A 19,406-nucleotide genomic window follows, 5' to 3' on the forward strand; every position below is an offset into this window, starting at 1 on the left:
CTTACAAATGGCTTAAATTGGTCGGACCACCAAAGAGAAGAATGCTGTTTTTTGTGCAATTTAACTAAAAATAATACCAATTTTCAAAGAAAATAAATATGTTTGTAAAATAAATAACTTGACTTTTTATCAAATTGGTCCTACCATATAAGTACAGTAACTGGTAGGACCAATCTTACTATGTCGCGTATACGCTAAAAATAGGATATCGGGAACCGTTCATATTTGAAAAGAAAGGAGAGAACCTAGAATGTTCATTCACTTTTTATTAGCGATGCTTCCAATCATCTGGCTGATCATTGCATTAAGCGGATTAAAGATGGCAGGTCATGTAGCATGTCCGATCGCTTTGATTATCACAGCCGTTGAAGCACTTTTTTTGTGGAAGCAGAAGATTATTGATGTCCTGACAGGAGGGTTAGAAGGATTTGCAATGGCAATCTGGCCAATCTGTCTGGTTATCGTGGCAGCAGTGTTTACTTACAACTTGGTCGTACATACGAAAAACATGGAACTTATCAAAAAGATGTTAACTTCCGTATCAAAGGATAAAAGAATCCTTGTTCTTATCATCTCATGGGGATTTGGAGGATTTATGGAAGGTATGGCAGGATTCGGAACAGCCGTAGCAATTCCAGCAGGAATCCTTTGCGGACTCGGATTTGATCCAATTTTTGCAGCAATGATCTGTCTGGTAGCGAATACCACACCAGTTGCATTTGGATCCATCGGAATTCCAACTGTTACTGCAGCAAATGTTACAGGATTCAGTCCTCATATGACAGCATCTTACGTTGTACTTCAATTAGCAATTATGGTAATTTTAGTTCCTTTCTTCCTTGTTTTCATCACAGGAAAACACGAGGGAGCCAAAGGACTTGGCGATTATAAAGAAATTTTATTTATTACATTGATGTCTGGAGTTTCATTTTTGATTCCACAGTATCTGACAGCAAAATTTATCGGAGCAGAACTTCCAGCAGTCATTGGATCTGTATGTAGTATGGCAGTCACGATCATCTTAGCGAAAGTCATGCTTAAGGGTAAATCAAGTAAATTTGATGTTGAGATCGAAGAAAAAGAAGACGAAAGATCATTGACAGTCAAAGATGCATTGGTTGCATGGAGTCCATTTATTTTAGTATTGGTATTCCTATTACTGACATCCACATTGGTACCAGCGATTCATGATCCATTATCAGCGATCAAATCAAATGTACCGATCTACACAGGAGAAGGCGCAGCACCATATACATTTACATGGGTTGCAACACCAGGAGTCTTGATCCTTATAGCAGCATTTATCGGAGGAATCATTCAGAAATGTCCGATCGGAGAAATCTTTGGTGTATTAGGAAAAACTATCGTACAGATGTTAAAAACAATTATTACGATTATGGCAGTACTTGCAACTGCAAAGATCATGGGATACAGCGGAATGACACAGTCTATTGCAGATTTTATCGTTCGAGTAACAGGAAGTTTCTATCCACTTGTTGCACCACTGATCGGATCTATTGGAACATTTGTTACAGGAAGTTCTACATCAAGCAGTGTTCTGTTCTCTAAATTACAGGCAAGTACAGGAGCAGAATTAAATATCAACCAGATCTGGCTGGTAGCAGCAAATACAGTTGGTAGTACCGCAGGAAAGATCATTTCCCCACAGAGTATCGCAGTAGCGACAGCGGCAACAGCAACGGTTGGAAAAGAAAGTGAGATCTTAACAAAGGTTATTAAATATTTCGTACTATTTGCAGTGATCTATGGTCTTGTCTGCTATTTCGGATTAAGACTGATCTAGGAAAATGGAACACCATTTCCAAGAGATAAAAAAGGTATTAACTTTTAAGGAGGAAGATAGATGAGTGAGTATCAGTATAACAAGGTGACACCAGAGATGATCGAGAAATTCAAAGAGATCGCTCCGAAACGTGTCTTAGTGGGTGATGAGATCAATGAAGATTTTACCCATGATGAAATGGCAATCTACGGAAAAGCAAAACCAGAAGTTTTGGTAGAAGCAACATCGACAGAAGAAGTTGCAGCCGTTGTAAAACTTTGTAATGAAAACAAGGTTCCTGTAACCCCAAGTGGTGCAAGAACAGGATTAGTAGGAGGAGCCGTAAGTATCGGTGGCGGTGTTATGATCTCTCTTACAAAGATGAACAAGATTCTTGGATATGACAAAGAAAACTTTGTAGTTAAGATTCAGTCAGGAGTCCTTTTAAATGATCTTGCTCAGGATGCAGAAAAACAAGGATTATTATATCCACCAGATCCAGGTGAGAAATTTGCAACCGTTGGTGGAAATGTAGCAACAAATGCTGGTGGTATGAGAGCTGTTAAATATGGTTGTACAAGAGATTATGTACGAGCTATGACAGTTGTACTTCCAACAGGTGAGATTGTGAAACTTGGAGCTACTGTATCAAAGACAAGTTCAGGATACAGCTTATTAAACTTAATGATCGGTTCTGAAGGTACATTAGGTATTATCACAGAACTTACATTAAAAGTGATCCCAGCACCAAAATCAGTGATCAGTCTGATCATTCCTTATGAGAATCTGGAAGATTGTATCGCAACAGTACCAAAATTCTTTATGAATCATTTAGCACCACAGGCACTGGAATTCATGGAAAAAGAAGTTGTAATGGATACAGAAAAATTCCTTGGAAAACAGGTTTATCCAAAGGAAATGGAAGGTACGGAAGTTGGAGCTTATTTACTGGCAACATTTGATGGAAATTCTGAAGAACAGTTAGAAGATATCGTAGAACAGGCAGCAGAAGTTGTAGTGGAAGCAGGAGCGATCGATGTATTAGTTGCTGATACACCAGCCTTAAAGAAAGATGCATGGGCTGTCCGTGGAGCATTACTTGAGGCGATTGAAGCAGATACTGTACTGTTAGATGAATGCGACGTTGTAGTTCCAACAAATAAGATCGCAGAATTCTTAACATATACAAAATCATTGGAAGCAGAAGCTGATTTCAGAGTTAAGAGCTTTGGTCATGCTGGAGATGGTAACTTACATATCTATGCATGCAGCAATGACATGGAAGAAGCAGAATTTAAGAAACAGGTTGCAGTCTTTATGGATAAAGTATATGCAAAAGCAACAGAATTTGGTGGAATGATTTCTGGAGAACATGGAATCGGACATGGAAAGATGGATTATCTAGCAGAATCTCTCGGACCAGTTCAGATGAGGATCATGGAAGGTGTCAAAGAAGTATTTGATCCAAATATGATCTTAAATCCAGGTAAGATCTGTTACAAATTATAAGTTATATAAAAACAATAAGACAAACATAAACAAAAAACATAGACAAAGCTTTTTAAGGTAATTTTAGGAGGATATCAAGATGGCATATTTAATTTCAGAGGAAGCAAAAGATTTATTACAGGATGTACACGAATTTTGCGAAAACGAAGTAAAAGAACAGTGTAAAGCATATGACGTTAGTGGAGAATGGCCAAAAGAAATTTATGACAAAGCCATTGAAATGCAGTTACATTCATTAGAAGTACCAGAAGAATATGGTGGACCAGGATTATCAAGAGTTGACGTTGCAGCACTGATCGAAGAAATGGCTATCGCAGATGCAGGATTTGCAACAACAATCTCAGCCAGTGGATTAGGAACAAAACCAGTACTGATCGCAGGAAATGAAGAACAGAAAAAACATGTATGCCAGAAGATCATTGATGGTGGATTTGGAGCTTTCTGTTTAACAGAACCAGGAGCAGGATCTGATGCAAGTGCAGGTACAACAACAGCTGTCAAAGATGGTGATGAATGGGTATTAAATGGAAGAAAATGCTTCATCACAAATGGTGGTATCGCATCTTTCTATTGCATCACAGCAATGACAGATAAAACAAAAGGTACAAAAGGAATTTCTATGTTCTTAGTTGATGCTGGAACTCCAGGATTAAGCACAGGAAATGAAGAAAATAAAATGGGTATCCGTACATCTAACACATGTGATGTTGTATTAGAAGACTGCCGTATTCCAGCAGAAAATCTGATCGGAGAAGAAGGAAGAGGATTCCCAATCGCTATGAAGACATTAGACCAGGCAAGAGCATGGATGGGATGCGTTGCAACAGGTATCGCACAGCGTGGTATCAACGAAGGTATCGCATATGCCAAGGAAAGAGTACAGTTTGGTAAACCAGTTATCAAAAATCAGGCAATGCAGTTTAAAGTAGCTGATATGGAAATCAAGACAGAGACTGCTCGTCAGATGGTTGCACATGCCTTAACAAAGATGGATATGGGATTACCACATTCCAAAGAAGCAGCGATCGCAAAATGCTATGCATCAGATATCGCAATGGAAGTAGCTTCTGAAGCAATCCAGATGTTTGGTGGATATGGATACAGCAGAGAATATCCAGTAGAAAAATTATTAAGAGATGCTAAGATCTTCCAGATCTTCGAAGGAAGTAACGAAATCCAGAGAATCGTAATCGCTAACAATACAATTGGAAGATAAAAATAAGAAGGAGTAAGACAATGAACATTTTAGTTTGTATGAAACAGGTTCCGGATGATTCTGTAGAAATCCATTTAAATGCAGATGGAGCACCGGATTTAGCCAATGTTACACCTGTTGTAAATGCATTTGACACCTATGCTCTTGAAATGGCAGCACGATTAAAAGAATCCTCAGAAGGAGAAATAACCATCGTATGTGTTGGAGAAGAAGGAGCGAAAAACTCCTTAAAGAACTGCCTTGCAGTTGGAGCAGATCACGCATTTTTAGTAAGTGATGATGCTTTCAAAGATTCTGACACAACAGGAATCGCAAATATCTTAAAAAATGTAGTAGCAAAATTAGAAGCAGATAATGGTCAGAAATTCGACTTGATATTCACAGGAAAAGAAGCAACAGATGCCGCACTTGGACAAGGTGGAATCATGTTAGCCGATGAACTTGGAGTCGGAGTGATCACAAATATCACAGAAATTGCCTTAGACGGTGACAAAGTAACAGCTAAACAGGAAACAGAAGAAGGATATCGTACAGTAGAAGCTTCTGCACCATGTGTTGTTACTGTTACAAAACCAGAATATGATCCACGTTACCCAACGATCAAGAATAAAATGGCAGCCAGAAAGAAACCAATCGGTGACATCAAAGAAGCTGATCTTGCGGATCTTGAAAAAGAAAAAGTCGGTGCAGACAATGCAAAAGTTCAGGTGATCAAATTATATGAGCCAGCAAAGAAAGAAGCCGGAATCAAGATTCAGGAAGAAACAGAAGAAGATTCAGCATTAAAAGCAGTCGCTATGATGGCAGATGCCAAAGTATTCTAGGAAGGGAGAACAAAGGACATGGCAGAATATAAGAATATCATGGTATATGTAGAAACTGCAGAAGAAAATCCAGTGAAAGTTGGATTAGAAATGCTCTCACCAGCCAAAGAACATGCTGAGAAAGTCACAGCGGTTGTTATCGGAAGCGGTGTAGCAGATGCAGCGAAAAAAGTAGCAGAGGCAGGTGCCGATCAGGTCATCTGTGTCGATAGCGAAGATTATAAAGAATATAATCTGGATGCATATGCAGCAGTTTTAACACAGTTAGTAAAAGACGAAAATCCAGAAGCAGTATTTATCGGTGGAACACAAGATGGAAAAGACATCGCACCAGCAGTCGCAGCGAAATTAGGTGTAGGATGTGCATCTGATGTCTTAGCTGTCAAAGCAGAAGATGGAGAAATTGTATACACATGCCCACTATATGGCGGAACTGTGTTAGAAGATGTAAAGATTACAAGTACTCCACAGGTAGCGACTCTTCGTTCTGGAGCATTCCAGAAAGTTGAGAACCCATCAGAAGGGGAAGTCGTTGCAAAAGAAGTCAAAGTACCAGAAGATGTGGTCAAAGCTAAGATCACAGAAAGCGTCAAAGAAATCGCAGAAACGATCAACCTAGAAGAAGCAGAAGTCATCGTTTCTGGTGGACGTGGAATGGGAAGCAAGGAAAACTTCGCATTAGTTGAAGAACTTGCAAACATTTTAGGCGGTGTTGTCGGAGCAACAAGACCAGCCATTGAAGATGGATGGGTATCAAAGATCCATCAGGTAGGACAGTCTGGAAAGATCGTTGCACCAAAACTATACATTGCCTGCGGAATTTCCGGAGCAACACAGCATGTATCAGGAATCATGAATTCAGGATACATCGTAGCGATCAACAAAGATGAAGACGCACCAATCTTTGATGTAGCAAATGTCGGAATCGTTGGAGATGTTATGAAAGTGCTTCCTGTTATGATCGAGGAGATCAAAAAGATCAAGGATGCACAGTAAATAAAAATCTATTTTTATAAAATAGCTTGTTTCTATACTTAATGTATATTCACCATTTATAAAAGGTCAGATTGCCTTAAAGGCAGCCTGACCTTTCTTTCCGTTTTTATATTTAGATATTATATAATAAGAAGAAACTCAAAATTTTATCGAATAAAGTTTGTTTTAATTTTCTCTTCAGTAGCAGGAACTTCAACTCCGGCAGCAGCCCCAGCCTCAATACAGCGAAGCAGCCAAGCCATGTTATTTCCTAATGTACGCATGATCTGGAGTCCTTCTTCATCCTGTTTTACTTCTTCAGGAGTATTTCCATGAACCATATTCCAGTAGTTTGAGGAAACAACAGGCATCTGATGATATTCAAGATATTTTAAGAGAACATCCAAAGTTGCAGTTGTACCAGCACGACGTGCGGAAGTTACAGCAGCTGCAGGTTTATGTAGCATAAAGTTACCAGCCTGAGAACAGAATTTATCCATAAATTCAATGATCTGACCACTAGGAGAAGCCCAGTAAACAGGGGACCCAATAACTAAAGCGTCAGATTTTTCCATGATCTTAGCTGCAACCTTCACATTTTCAATCGAAGGATCTCCAGCCTGAAAAATCTCAGTCTCAATTCCCTGTGCATTTAAAGTATTTGCAACCTCAGTCAAAGCAGTAAAAGTGCAACCAGCTTTGCGAGGACTTCCATTTAATAATAAAACTTTCATTTACCTCGTCCTTTCTAAAAGTAAAGAATCCAGTTACAAACAATATTCTATGTCAAAAGATGTTTCTTGACAAGGAGATAAATTTTCAATTCAAGATGCCAATAAACTAAAGTTATGAAGATTATCCATATGAATCATATGGATAATCTTCTATCATAACCTTTATTTATGCATCATCCCCACAATGTCGGTAAAACGCCAGCATATACAATCCACACAATCCCACAAGTGCATAAACTACACGTGACAACCAACTCATATCACCAAACAAAAATGCCACCAGATCAAACCGAAAGAATCCGATCAGTCCCCAGTTAATAGCACCAATGATCGTAAGAGTTAAAGCTGTGCAATCAAGAACTTTATTTCCCATAATAAAATCAAACCTCCTTAGAACAATGAATAAAATTCTAATTTAGTATTTGTAAAATTCCGTATTTTATGTATAAAAAATTTGTCATTTAAAATAGTCGAGAAAGTAGTGACTTGACAATTGATGAAAATAATATAAAATAATAAATAGCAATAAAAACCAATAAAGAAACGGAAATTTATATATGTTGTCAAAATATGCTTCAAAAATGACATGATCTTATAACAGGAGGAACAAAAAAGAATGTTTGTAGAAGAACGACATCAGGAAATATTACGTTTGCTAGAAGAAAATGAAAAAGTGAAAGTAAAGGATCTAAGCAAACGCTTTGAAGTAACAGAGGATTGTATTCGTAAAGATCTGGCAAGTATGGAGGTAAAGAACCTTTTAAAAAGAACATATGGTGGAGCGGTTCGCCCTGATACATTGCATCCAGGACATAATAATATTGTATCGACAAGAAAAGATAAGAATATAAAAGAAAAACAACAGATTGCAAAAAAAGCAGTTGAGTTGATTCGTAATGGAGATATGATATTTCTTGATACATCAACGACGAATATTGAATTGGCAAAAGAAATTATAAAAAGAGAACTTCAGATTACAGTGGTAAGCTGCATGCTTGATATAGCAGAATTATTTACAACAACAAAAAATGTAAATTTTATTTTGCTTGGTGGGCAGTTTAATCGCAGTCAGAATGGATTTTTAGGTGAATTAACGAGACAGATGATGGAAAATTTCCGATTTGATATTTGTTTTATGGGCGTTGTAGGTGCGGATCTTTTCAATAATGTGATCACGACGTATGTTCCGGAAGACGGCATTATGAAACGTGATGCAGTACAAAAAAGCAGTCAGTGCTATCTTGTTATGGAAAGTAATAAGTTTGATTTTAAAGCGAACTATGTATATGCTACCTTTAATGACATAGAAGGAGTTATCTGTGAGAGGGAACTTTCAGAGGAAATTAAGAAGAAATTAGAAGAATATCAGACAAAGATCATATAGAAAAATAGAAAGGACAAAGACTATGGATGGATTATATCAGACACAACGAATCAAAGATTTAAAAGATAAAATGTTGTCAGAGCCAAGATATGCATCAATTGAGCAGGCACTGATCATCACAAAAACATATCAGGAAAATGAAGATGATCCAAGAATCATCCAGAGAGCCAAATCTTTAAAGTCAGCATTAGAACAGATGGAGATTCGTGTAGAACCGGATGAGCTGATCGTTGGAAATCGTACAGCCGGAGTCCGTTATGGAGTTGTATTTCCAGAGAGTGGAAGTACATGGGTCGATAAAGAATTTGAAACACTTCCAACAAGACCGCAGGATCGTTTCAATGTGCATCAAGAAGATATTGAAACATTCCGCAAAGTCATCAAACCATATTGGGAAGGAAAATCCTTAGAAGATGTCCTAAACCAGAGATATGGAAAAGAGATCAACGAGATCGCTAAAGTTGTAAAGATCAATCAGAAAGACCATGCACAAGGACATATCTGTCCAAACTGTGTAAAATGGTTAAAGATGGGACCACAGGGACTACTTGATCAGGCAGAAGAAAAATTAAAGACATGTAAAGAAGGGCAGAAAGACTTCTATGAGAGTGTTAAGATCGTTATGGAAGGTGCCAAACATTTTATGGTCCGTTATCACGATCTGATCATGGATATGGCAGAAAATGAATCAGATGAAACAAGAAAACAAACAATGATCAAAGTAGCCAGAAACTGTAAGAATATTTCTGAAAGACCAGTACAGACATTCCACGAAGCAGTGCAGTCTACATGGTTTTTATTTGTTATCTTACAGATGGAATCCAATGCATCTTCATTTTCACCAGGAAGATTAGACAGACATTTAGCACCTTATTATGAAAAAGATATCAAAGATGGAATCTTAGATAAACAGCAGGCATTAGAGATCATTGAATGCTTATGGCTGAAATTTAACGAGATCGTATACATGAGAAATTCTCACGGAGCTAAATATTTCGCTGGATTCCCAATCGGATTTAATATTGCGATCGGTGGGCAGGACGAAAATGGAAATGATACATATAATGATCTTTCTTTCTTATTCTTAGAATCACAGAAGCACTTAGGACTTCCACAACCAAATCTCTCTGTCAGACTTCACGAAGGAACATCGGATGAGTTATTAAAAGAAGCAGTCAGAGTCGTAGCCAAAGGAAGCGGAATGCCACAATTCTTTAATGATAAGGCAGTGATCCCATCTATTCAAGAATTAGGAATCGAAGAAAAAGATGCCAGAGACTACGCGATCGTAGGATGTGTAGAATTAACAACACAGGGAAATAACCTTGGATGGAGTGACTCTGCAATGTTTAACTTGAACAAAGCATTGGAAGTCACATTAACTGGTGGAACATGTCTCTTAACCGGAGAAAAGATCGCACCAGATTATGGAAATCTTGAAACATACGAGACATTTGAAGACTTGGAAGCAGCATTCAAGAAACAGATTAATTATTTTATGGATAAGATGATCCTTGCATGTGAAGAAGTAGAGAAGGCACATATTGATCTTCTTCCATCTCCATTCTTGTCAGCTTCTATTGAGAACTGCATGGAAAATGGAATGGATGTCACAGCAGGGGGAGCAAAGTATAATTTATCTGGAATTCAGATGATCCAGGTTGCCAATCTGGCAGACAGCCTTGCTGCGATTAAGCAGCTGGTGTATGATGAAAAAAGATGCACACAAAAAGAAATGCTTGATGCATTAAAGAACAATTTTGAAGGATATGAAATCTTAAGAGCCATGTGCGTTAATAAAGTTCCAAAATACGGAAATGATATTGATGAAGTTGATAAACAGGGAACAAAATGGGCAGATTATTTCAAGAATCGATTAAGAACATTTAAGAATTATCGAAATGGTCCATATCACACAGGTATGTATACCGTATCAGCTCATGTACCAATGGGTGAAAATGTCGGGGCAACTCCAGATGGAAGATACGCAGGGGAGCCACTGGCAGATGGAGGAATGTCTCCAGTATATGGAAGAGATATCAAAGGACCAACAGCCGTATTAAAATCTGTATCCAAATTAGATAAGACATTGACAACGAATGGTGGATTGTTGAATATGAAATTCCTTCCAGAATTTTTTAAGACAGAGACAGGAATTGATAAGTTTGCGAATTTCTTAAGAACTTTTGTTGATCTTGAGATTCCACATATTCAGTTTAACGTAGTAAGAAAAGAAGACCTGCTTGCAGCAAAGAAGAATCCAGAACAATATCGTGGATTGACTGTCAGAGTTGCAGGTTACACAGCCTACTTTACAGAACTTGCCGATGAACTGCAAAATGAGATCATCGCAAGAACAAGTTATGGAGATATTTAAGATGACAGGAAAAGTATTTGATATTCGTAGATTTTCAACGCACGACGGAGATGGGATCCGTACTACAGTCTTTTTAAAGGGATGTCCTTTAAAATGTGTGTGGTGTCAGAATCCAGAAGGAATTTCCATTCGCAAAAGACCAATCTATTTTGAAAATCGATGCATACATTGTAAAACTTGTATTGCTAAATCAAAAGAACACGGAGTTACACTGGAAGAAGACCAGATTCATCTTCATCCTGACAAAAATGAAGACTGGAATACGATCATTGAGTGGTGTCCAACGGGAGCGATCGCTATGGATTCCAGAGAGATGACTGTGGAGATGGTGATGGAAGAAATCCGCAAAGATAATCCATTTTACCGCCACGGAAACGGCGGGGTTACGATCTCAGGTGGGGAACCACTTTTACAGTGGAAGTTTACAAAAGAGCTGTTAAAAGCATGTAAAAAAGAAGGAATCCACACTGCGATTGAGACATCTCTTTATGCAGAGCAGGAAGTGATCAAAGAAATTCTTCCATATTTAGATCGTATCTTTGCAGACCTTAAGTTAGCAACAGAGAAAGATCATATGCATTATACAGGGGTTTCAAATCACAAGATCAAAGAGAATATCAGATACTTACTAGAGACATCAAATAGAAACAAAGTGATCATAAGAACACCGATGATTCCAGGCATGACTGCAACCAGAGAGAACATCAAAGGGATTGCAAAATATTTAAATGGAATCTATCAGTATGTTTCTTATGAAATCTTAAACTATAATCCACTGGCAGAAGCCAAATATCATTTGGTAGATAAAGAATACTGTTTTGAAGAAAATCCTAAATTGTACACGAAAGAACAGATGCAGGAATTTAAGAATTGGGCAATTGAGGGTGGATTAGAAAATATTATAAATGAGCAAATTTGAAAAGGATTTACGTTTTCGAGAAAAGAGAGTATAATACTCAACAAGGACCATGTCTTATAGCCGTAAAGGTAAAAGGGGGAATAAAGACATGAAAGTTATATTTCTGGACGTAGATGGAGTATTAAATTCGCAGCAGTTATTTGAAAAATCTGAAGATGCCCAATTGATCTCCGTAGACGAGGAGAATATTAAGAATTTGAAGAAAATCGTAGATGCAACAGGAGCCAAGATCGTTTTATCATCTTCCTGGAGATATGGATGGGCAGAACACAGTGATGCAGTACAGGACTGGTGTCAGATCCTGGTTGATATTTTAGCAAAATACGATCTAAAGATCATAGATAAGACAGAATATCTAAGCAGTGGAAGAAGAGAAGACGAGATCAAAGACTGGTTAGATAAGTGCGAAGAGAAGATTGAAGGATTTGTCATATTAGATGATGGAGACTACGAATGGTATAGACATGGATTTGATAAGCATCTGGTAAAGACAGATTTTTGTACAGGTGGATTACGAGCAGAAGATGCAGACAGAGCGATCAGGATATTAAATAAAAAAAGACTATTTAGCTTTTTCAGAAAATATTAAATAAGAAAGTATCAAAGGGGATTGGACAGATGGACAAAAATCAAGTGACAACAGCAATGATCGATTATTACAAAGGAGACCCAAAGAGAATCCAGCATTTCCTGAAAGTACACGCATATGCGAAACTGATCGGAGAACAGGAAGGATTAGATAAGAAAACTTTAGATATTCTTGAAGTGGCTGCATTAACACACGATATTGGGATCAAAATAAGCGAAGAAAAATATAACAGCAGTGCAGGAAAATATCAGGAGATTGAAGGGCCAGCAATCGCGCAGAAGATGTTGAAAGACTTACAGTACGATAAAACAAAAATAGAGAGAGTCTGCTATCTGATCGGACATCATCACACATATGATCAAATCGATGGAATCGACTATCAGATTCTTGTAGAAGCAGATTTCCTTGTAAATCTTGCGGAAGAACAAAGTTCCAAAGAGACAATTGAGTCCGTAAAAAACAAGATTTTTAAGACAAAAACAGGAATCTGGCTGATAAATAAAATTTTTTGAAAAAAAAGCTTGCCAAGACACGAGGAATATGATAAAGTATAGAAGTCGCAGAAATGAGACAACAACTTAACTGCCCAGATAGCTCAGTCGGTAGAGCAGAGGACTGAAAATCCTCGTGTCGCTGGTTCGATTCCGGCTCTGGGCATTGTATGCGGGTGTAGTTCAATGGTAGAACTCCAGCCTTCCAAGCTGATCACGTGGGTTCGATTCCCATCACCCGCTCTTTTATTAAGAAGAATGTTATGCATTCTTCTTTTTTTATTGTAATTTTCTATTATACCATATTTTTAAAAACATGGTCAATCAAATTATGTTATGATACAATAATAAAAGAACAAAAATCTGAAACATCATACCATAAAGGAGATACAAAAATGGATTACAACAAACTGGCATTAGAAATGCACGAAAAAAATAAAGGAAAGATCGCAGTACGTTCTAAAGTAACAGTAAAGACAAGAGATGACCTAAGCACAGCTTACACACCAGGAGTTGCAGAACCTTGTCGTAAGATCCGTGATAATAAAGAAGATGTATACCGCTATACAGCAAAAGGAAATTTAGTCGCTGTCGTATCTGACGGAACAGCTGTATTAGGACTTGGAGATATTGGGCCAGAAGCAGCGATGCCTGTTATGGAAGGAAAAGCCCTTTTATTTAAAGAATTTGCAGATATCGATGCATTTCCAATCTGTCTTGATACAAAAGACACAGAAGAGATCATCAAGACAGTCAAAAATATCGCACCATGTTTCGGTGGTATTAATTTAGAAGATATTTCCGCACCAAGATGTTTTGAAATTGAACGCCGCTTAAAAGAAGAATTAGACATCCCGGTTTTCCATGATGACCAGCATGGAACAGCCATTGTTGTAGCAGCCGGATTATTAAATGCCTTAAAATTTGTCGGAAAGAAAATGGAAGATGCCAACATCGTGATCAACGGAGCAGGATCTGCAGGAATCTCTATCTGTAAATTATTATTACAGTTCGGAGCTGGAAATGTAGTATTAGTTGATCAGAAAGGTGCATTATGCCCAGGAGAAGACTGGATGAACCCAGCCCAGAAAGAGATGGCAGAGATCACAAACAAAGATAAACAGACAGGTCCATTAACGGAGATCATCAAAGATAAAGATGTATTTATCGGAGTTTCCGCACCAAATATCGTAACAGCTGAGATGGTATCTACAATGGCAGACGATGCGATCATCTTCGCAATGGCAAACCCAACACCAGAGATCATGCCAGATGAAGCGAAAAAAGGTGGAGCAAGGGTGATTGCAACAGGAAGATCTGACTTTCCGAACCAGATCAACAACGTATTAGTATTCCCAGGAATCTTCAGAGGAGCCTTAGATGCAAGAGCCGGACAGATCACAGAAGAGATGAAGATGGCAGCAGCAAGAGCAATCGCAAGTATTATCAGTGATGATGAATTAAATGAAGAATATATCATTCCAGGAGCTTTCGATGAGAGAGTATGCAAAGCCGTAGCAAAAGCTGTTGCAGAAGAAAGCCAGAAATAAGCCATAGAACTAAATTAAGTACAAGGGCACTTCTGTTCAAGGAGTATGTTTTGTGATATACTATATTGCATCATGAGAAAAAATTAGGAGAATTTATTCAATGAAAACAAGTGGAATATTATTACCAATATTTAGTTTACCATCAGATTACGGAATCGGATGCTTTTCAAAAGAAGCATATAAATTTGTAGACTTTTTAGAAGAAGCAGGCCAGAACTACTGGCAGATCCTTCCATTAGGAACGATCGGAGCAGGAAATTCTCCTTATCTTTCGTTTTCAAGTTTTGCAGGAAGTGCATACTATATTGACTTAGAACAACTACTTGAAGAAGGACTGCTTAAGAAAAAGGAACTCGAATCGATCAAGGAAGAAAATCAGGGGAAAGTTGACTATGATACAGTAAGACAGAATCATAGAAAACTATTAAGAAAGGCTTATTTCAGATTCCATCCAGACGAAGAGTATAAGAAATTTGTCAAAGACAATGAGTACTGGCTTGGAGAATATACAGAGTATATGAGCAAGAAAAAGAGTAAATTGCCAGAGAGTTATTTCGCTTTTTGTCAATATTATTTCCATAAACAATGGCTCAAGTTAAAGAAATACGCCAATGATAAAGGAATTCAGATCGTAGGAGATCTTCCATTCTATGTAGCCTTGGACGGAACAGCCTTTACATATCACAAAGAATTATTTAAAGTTGATGAAGAAGGAAAGCCAACCGTTGTTGGAGGATGCCCTCCAGATGCATTTGCAGAAGATGGACAGGTATGGTCCAATCCTGTATATGACTGGGAATATCATAAGAAAACAGATTACGAATGGTGGATGAAACGTTTACGTCATAATTTTATGTTATATGATATTTTAAGATTAGACCATTTCAGAGGATTCGATGAATACTTTGAGATTCCAGCAGAAGACGAGACAGCTGTTAATGGAGAATGGGTCAAAGGTCCAGGAATGGATTTCTTTGAAGTAATGAAGAAAGAACTTGGTGAGAAGAAAGTTATCGCAGAGAACTTAGGATTCTTAACAGACAGTGTGCATAAACTTCTAGATGATACAGGATTCCCAGGAATGAATGTTCTGGAATTTGCATTTGGAGCATATGATGACAGCATCTATCTTCCACATAAATACAAAGAAAATAGTGTTGTATACACAGGAACACATGACAATGATACGGTTGTTGGATGGCACGAAACATTATCAGAAGATGATAAGAAATTCTTAGAGCATTATTTAAAATACAGTACGATCGAGAGAACAGGAACTGTACATTTAGACTTGATTTCTCTTGCATTAGAGAGTCGAAGCGATATGGTGATCATCCCACTTCAGGATTATCTTGGATTAGGAAATGAAGCAAGGATCAACACACCATCTACGGTAGGTGGTAACTGGGAGTGGAGAGTGAAAGAAGAGCAGTTAACAGATGAGTTAAAAGAACTGATCAGAACACTGACAATAAAATATCGTACAGTTGCAGAAGAGAATGCGAAGAAAGCAGCCGAAGAAGCACAGCAATAGAAGAAATTGATAGAAGAAAAAGGATGAAAGAATTTGGGAAATCTTTCATCCTTTTTTGCATAGAAATAAAGCAATAAAATTAGCTTGACGACACAAAATCATAGTGCTACAATTTAGTACATAAAAGCATTGAAGTTTTAAAGTTCAGAAGTTTAAAGTCAAGGAATGCAATCGGGAACGATATTAAGGAGGAGAAAAATATGAGATTAAAGAAAGTCATGGCAACAGGATTAGTTGCTGCATTAGCATTATCCACAATGGTTGGTTGCTCAAGCAAGAAAGACAGTTCAGACCAGAAGAAGATCGGAGTCGTTCAGTTAGTAGAACATGATGCTTTAGATGCATCTTACAAAGGGTTTAAGGATGGTCTTGAGAAAGCTGGATATAAAGACGGAGACAAGATCAAGATTGAATATAAGAACGCACAGAATGAACAGTCAAATTGTCAGACAATTGCCAAACAATTTGTCACAGATAAGTGCGATCTTGTATTAGCGATCGCAACACCAGCAGCACAGGCAATGGCCAATGAATCAAAAGATATTCCGATTTTAGTAACAGCTGTTACAGATCCAGCCGATGCCAAACTGGTGAAATCAAATAAAAAACCAGGAACAAACGTATCTGGAACATCAGATTTAACACCAGTAGCAAAACAGATGAATCTATTAAAAGAATTAATTCCAAATGCAAAGAAAGTTGCAATGTTATATTGTTCTGCAGAAGCAAACTCCAAATTCCAGGTAGGACTTGCGAAGAAAGAAGCAAAGAAATTAGGATTAACAACAATCGATGCAACAGTATCAGAATCCAGTGAGATCCGTCAGGTTGTAGAATCCTTAAAAGGTAAAGTTGATGCAATCTATTCACCAACAGACAACATGATCGCAGCAGGAATCAATACAGTATCCATGGTAGCAAATGAAGCTAAGATTCCATTTATCGTAGCTGAAGAAGGAATGTGTACAGGTGGAGGACTTGCAACATACGGAGTTAACTACTACAAGTTAGGACAGCAGACAGCAAAGCAGGCAGTAAAGATCTTAGAAGGAAAAGCTGAACCAAAAGATATGCCAATTGAATATCAGGAAAATGCGGATCTGATCATCAATAAAGACACAGTAAAGACATTAGGAATTAAGATTCCAGAGAAGTTAAAAAAAGAAGCTAAGATGGTAACAACACAGAAAAAGACAGATAAAGAATAATAAATAAGATTTTCTTGCATGTAAGATTACAAGAAGATCAGGAAGTGTCTTCCGATTTGCGGGAGGCACTTCTGTGCATTTAGAAATGAGGTAGAAAATGGCATTAATTACAAATCTTTATAGTGCATTAGCCCAAGGAACATTATGGGGAATCATGGCACTGGGAGTTTATATTACATTTAGGATCTTAGATATCGCAGACTTATCCTGCGATGGAACATTTGCACTCGGTGGATGTATCAGTGCAATCCTTATTACAAGGGGAGTCAATCCATTTGTAACATTATTATTTGCACTTGTAGGAGGAATGTTAGCAGGACTTGTTACAGGCTGGCTGCACACGAAACTTATGATCCCTGCGATCTTAGCAGGTATTTTAACAATGATCGCATTATGGTCCGTTAATATCAGAGTTATGGGAGGGCCAAATGTTTCATTACTTGGAGAAGACACTGCATTTACAAAGGTAATGGATCTGTTAGGAGTAGATCAGACACTGGCAACATTGGTAGTTGGAGTCATTATTGGAGCCATTGTGATCGCAGTTCTGTACTGGTTTTTTGGAACAGAGATTGGATGTGCACTTAGGGCAACAGGAAACAATGAATTTATGGTACGTGCTTTAGGGGGCAATACAGATACATCCAAAGTGTTAGGATTGGTGATTTCTAATGGACTGATCTCAGTATCTGGAGCTTTAGTAGCCCAGAACCAAGGATACGGAGATATCAAAATGGGAACAGGATCTATTGTAATTGGTCTTGCATCCATTGTAATCGGAGAAGTTATCTTTGGAAAACGTTTTAACTTTGCTTATATCCTTGCATCACTGATCGGAGGAGCAATGGTATATCGTATGATCATCTCACTTGTTTTACATTTCGGATTAAGTACCGATGATATGAAATTATTCACAGCGATCATCGTAGCATTAGCACTCGGTATTCCTGCTCTCAAATCAAAATATTCACACCGCAGGACACCAGCATAGAAAGAGGGGCAAAGTTATGTTAGAAATTAAAAATGTACATAAAACATTTAATAAAGGAACGATTAATGAGAAAAAAGCATTAAATGGAGTCAATCTTCACTTAGATCCTGGGGACTTCGTAACGATCATCGGAGGAAATGGGGCCGGAAAATCTACAACACTCAACATGGTAGCAGGAGTCTATCCGATCGATCAAGGAACGATCATTCTAGATGGCAAGGATATTTCAGATCTTCCAGAATACAAACGTGCCTACATGTTAGGAAGAGTATTCCAGGACCCAATGATGGGAACGGCAGCAGGTATGCAGATTGAAGAAAACATGGCAATGGCAAACCGTAGAGGAAAGAAAAGAGGCCTAAGCTGGGGAATCACAAAAAAAGAAAAAGAAATGTTTAAAGAAAAATTACAAATGCTCGACTTAGGACTAGAAGATCGAATGACATCTAAAGTAGGACTATTATCCGGAGGTCAGAGACAGGCATTGACACTGCTTATGGCAACACTAAAGAAACCAAGCCTGCTATTATTAGACGAACACACAGCAGCCCTTGATCCAAAGACTGCGAAGAAAGTACTAGACATCACAGAGAAGATCGTAGCCAGAGATAATCTTACAACAATGATGGTAACACATAATATGAAAGATGCGATCAATATCGGAAACCGCCTGATCATGATGAGCGATGGAAAGATCATTTATGATGTGAAAGGGGAAGAAAAGAAGAAGCTTAAGGTAGCAGATTTATTGCAGAAATTCGAAGAAGCCAGCGGCGGAGAATTTGCAAACGATAGAATGTTGTTGTCTTAAAATTTTAATTTGTAGTTGGCCAACTGTAGATTTCGAGTATATGATAAAAAATAAATAAGCAACCGAAAGCGATGCGGTGAAATTTTGCTCATATTTTGAACAAATCGCTGATTCGCCCAATTTCCTACGAAAACTCGCTCTGGAGTTTTGTCTAAGACCAAAGTCTTTGAAGCTCAGACATTCGTCCAATTGGGCTGCGAATTTATTCAAAATATGGCAAAATTCCAATGCATCACTTTCGGTTGCTTATTTATTTTTTATCATATACCTGAAGTCTAAAGTGTGGATAATTACAAGATTGGAAAACTTAAGTGGTGTGTATGTTGAGTGTCACCCTTTATTCTTATAAATATTTCTTCTCTTGTTCTTTCTGACTCATACATGCAACACTATCAACAAATCAAAATTATACTTGCTATTTCCCCACACGGGTGTTATAGTTAACATCTGGATGGTATTCTTGAAAGAAATCATACCGGCAAATCAATTTAACTTAGAACATCACCCGCAG

Annotated in this window: 17 protein-coding genes and 2 tRNA genes; 17 read left to right on the forward strand and 2 right to left on the reverse strand. The window is 37.8% G+C overall.

The genetic code is table 11. The annotated features are described in order from the left end of the window. Window positions 1–250: 250 nt before the first annotated feature. The 5 genes from KE503_RS01655 to KE503_RS01675 all read left to right on the forward strand — a co-directional run bounded on the left by KE503_RS01655 (window position 251) and on the right by KE503_RS01675 (window position 6,328). Window positions 251–1,804: an L-lactate permease gene (locus KE503_RS01655; RefSeq protein WP_022374597.1), complete on the forward strand. Its 1,554-nt coding sequence runs from the start codon at window positions 251–253 to the stop codon at window positions 1,802–1,804. Between the two features lie 60 nt (window positions 1,805–1,864). Beyond that, window positions 1,865–3,292 carry an FAD-binding oxidoreductase gene (locus tag KE503_RS01660; RefSeq protein WP_022374598.1) on the forward strand — a complete coding sequence of 476 codons (1,428 nt, stop codon included), beginning with the start codon at window positions 1,865–1,867 and terminating at the stop codon, window positions 3,290–3,292. A 79-nt stretch (window positions 3,293–3,371) separates the two neighbouring features. Beyond that, window positions 3,372–4,508 carry an acyl-CoA dehydrogenase family protein gene (locus KE503_RS01665; RefSeq protein ID WP_055196264.1) on the forward strand — a complete coding sequence of 379 codons (1,137 nt, stop codon included), beginning with the start codon at window positions 3,372–3,374 and terminating at the stop codon, window positions 4,506–4,508. Window positions 4,509–4,528: 20 nt separating this feature from the next. Next, on the forward strand, window positions 4,529–5,332 hold the full coding sequence (locus KE503_RS01670) for an electron transfer flavoprotein subunit beta/FixA family protein (protein WP_022375192.1): 804 nt from the start codon (window positions 4,529–4,531) through the stop codon (window positions 5,330–5,332). Window positions 5,333–5,350: 18 nt separating this feature from the next. After that, a complete protein-coding gene (locus KE503_RS01675; protein ID WP_022375191.1) occupies window positions 5,351–6,328 on the forward strand; it encodes an electron transfer flavoprotein subunit alpha/FixB family protein in 978 nt (325 codons plus the stop codon). A gap of 146 nt (window positions 6,329–6,474) precedes the next feature. On the opposite strand, the gene KE503_RS01680 is transcribed toward KE503_RS01675, so the two are convergent. Both KE503_RS01680 and KE503_RS01685 read right to left on the reverse strand, forming a co-directional pair. Beyond that, window positions 6,475–7,041, reverse strand: a complete 567-nt coding sequence (locus KE503_RS01680; protein ID WP_022375190.1) for a flavodoxin family protein — start codon at window positions 7,039–7,041, stop codon at window positions 6,475–6,477. A gap of 166 nt (window positions 7,042–7,207) precedes the next feature. Further along, on the reverse strand, window positions 7,208–7,414 hold the full coding sequence (locus tag KE503_RS01685; protein ID WP_022375189.1) for a DUF378 domain-containing protein: 207 nt from the start codon (window positions 7,412–7,414) through the stop codon (window positions 7,208–7,210). Window positions 7,415–7,657: 243 nt separating this feature from the next. Between KE503_RS01685 and KE503_RS01690 the strand changes: the two genes are divergently transcribed. The 12 genes from KE503_RS01690 (at window position 7,658) to KE503_RS01745 (ending at window position 18,895) form a co-directional block, all read left to right on the forward strand. After that, on the forward strand, window positions 7,658–8,425 hold the full coding sequence (locus KE503_RS01690; protein ID WP_022375188.1) for a DeoR/GlpR family DNA-binding transcription regulator: 768 nt from the start codon (window positions 7,658–7,660) through the stop codon (window positions 8,423–8,425). 22 nt (window positions 8,426–8,447) lie between these two features. Next, the gene (locus KE503_RS01695) at window positions 8,448–10,802 is read left to right on the forward strand and encodes a glycyl radical protein (protein ID WP_022375187.1); all 2,355 of its coding nucleotides are present in this window, start codon (window positions 8,448–8,450) and stop codon (window positions 10,800–10,802) included. After that, entirely contained in the window at window positions 10,789–11,721 is a 933-nt protein-coding gene (locus KE503_RS01700) for a glycyl-radical enzyme activating protein (protein ID WP_117944242.1), read from the forward strand. The genes KE503_RS01695 and KE503_RS01700 overlap by 14 nt, the downstream gene beginning before the upstream one ends. A gap of 88 nt (window positions 11,722–11,809) precedes the next feature. Then, complete coding sequence (locus KE503_RS01705; RefSeq protein ID WP_022375185.1) at window positions 11,810–12,310, forward strand: HAD domain-containing protein; 501 nt, start codon at window positions 11,810–11,812, stop codon at window positions 12,308–12,310. A gap of 29 nt (window positions 12,311–12,339) precedes the next feature. Continuing rightward, window positions 12,340–12,822, forward strand: coding sequence for an HD domain-containing protein (locus KE503_RS01710; RefSeq protein WP_022375184.1), 483 nt, complete (start codon window positions 12,340–12,342; stop codon window positions 12,820–12,822). A gap of 72 nt (window positions 12,823–12,894) precedes the next feature. Beyond that, a tRNA-Phe gene (locus tag KE503_RS01715) sits at window positions 12,895–12,967 on the forward strand. Between the two features lie 6 nt (window positions 12,968–12,973). Further along, a tRNA-Gly gene (locus tag KE503_RS01720) sits at window positions 12,974–13,044 on the forward strand. A 152-nt stretch (window positions 13,045–13,196) separates the two neighbouring features. After that, window positions 13,197–14,351: an NAD(P)-dependent malic enzyme gene (locus KE503_RS01725; protein WP_022375183.1), complete on the forward strand. Its 1,155-nt coding sequence runs from the start codon at window positions 13,197–13,199 to the stop codon at window positions 14,349–14,351. 100 nt (window positions 14,352–14,451) lie between these two features. Further along, window positions 14,452–15,885 (forward strand): 4-alpha-glucanotransferase, encoded by a 1,434-nt coding sequence (malQ, locus tag KE503_RS01730; RefSeq protein WP_212384347.1) that lies wholly within the window; start codon window positions 14,452–14,454, stop codon window positions 15,883–15,885. A gap of 200 nt (window positions 15,886–16,085) precedes the next feature. Then, a complete protein-coding gene (locus KE503_RS01735; RefSeq protein WP_117944234.1) occupies window positions 16,086–17,093 on the forward strand; it encodes an ABC transporter substrate-binding protein in 1,008 nt (335 codons plus the stop codon). A 97-nt stretch (window positions 17,094–17,190) separates the two neighbouring features. Beyond that, window positions 17,191–18,084 carry an ABC transporter permease gene (locus tag KE503_RS01740; RefSeq protein ID WP_117944233.1) on the forward strand — a complete coding sequence of 298 codons (894 nt, stop codon included), beginning with the start codon at window positions 17,191–17,193 and terminating at the stop codon, window positions 18,082–18,084. A gap of 16 nt (window positions 18,085–18,100) precedes the next feature. Continuing rightward, window positions 18,101–18,895: an ABC transporter ATP-binding protein gene (locus KE503_RS01745; RefSeq protein ID WP_008394120.1), complete on the forward strand. Its 795-nt coding sequence runs from the start codon at window positions 18,101–18,103 to the stop codon at window positions 18,893–18,895. The last annotated feature ends 511 nt before the right edge of the window (window positions 18,896–19,406 follow it).

This window comes from Anaerostipes sp. Marseille-Q3525 (genome assembly GCF_018223505.1).
Taxonomy (GTDB): Bacteria; Bacillota; Clostridia; order Lachnospirales; family Lachnospiraceae; genus Anaerostipes; species Anaerostipes amylophilus.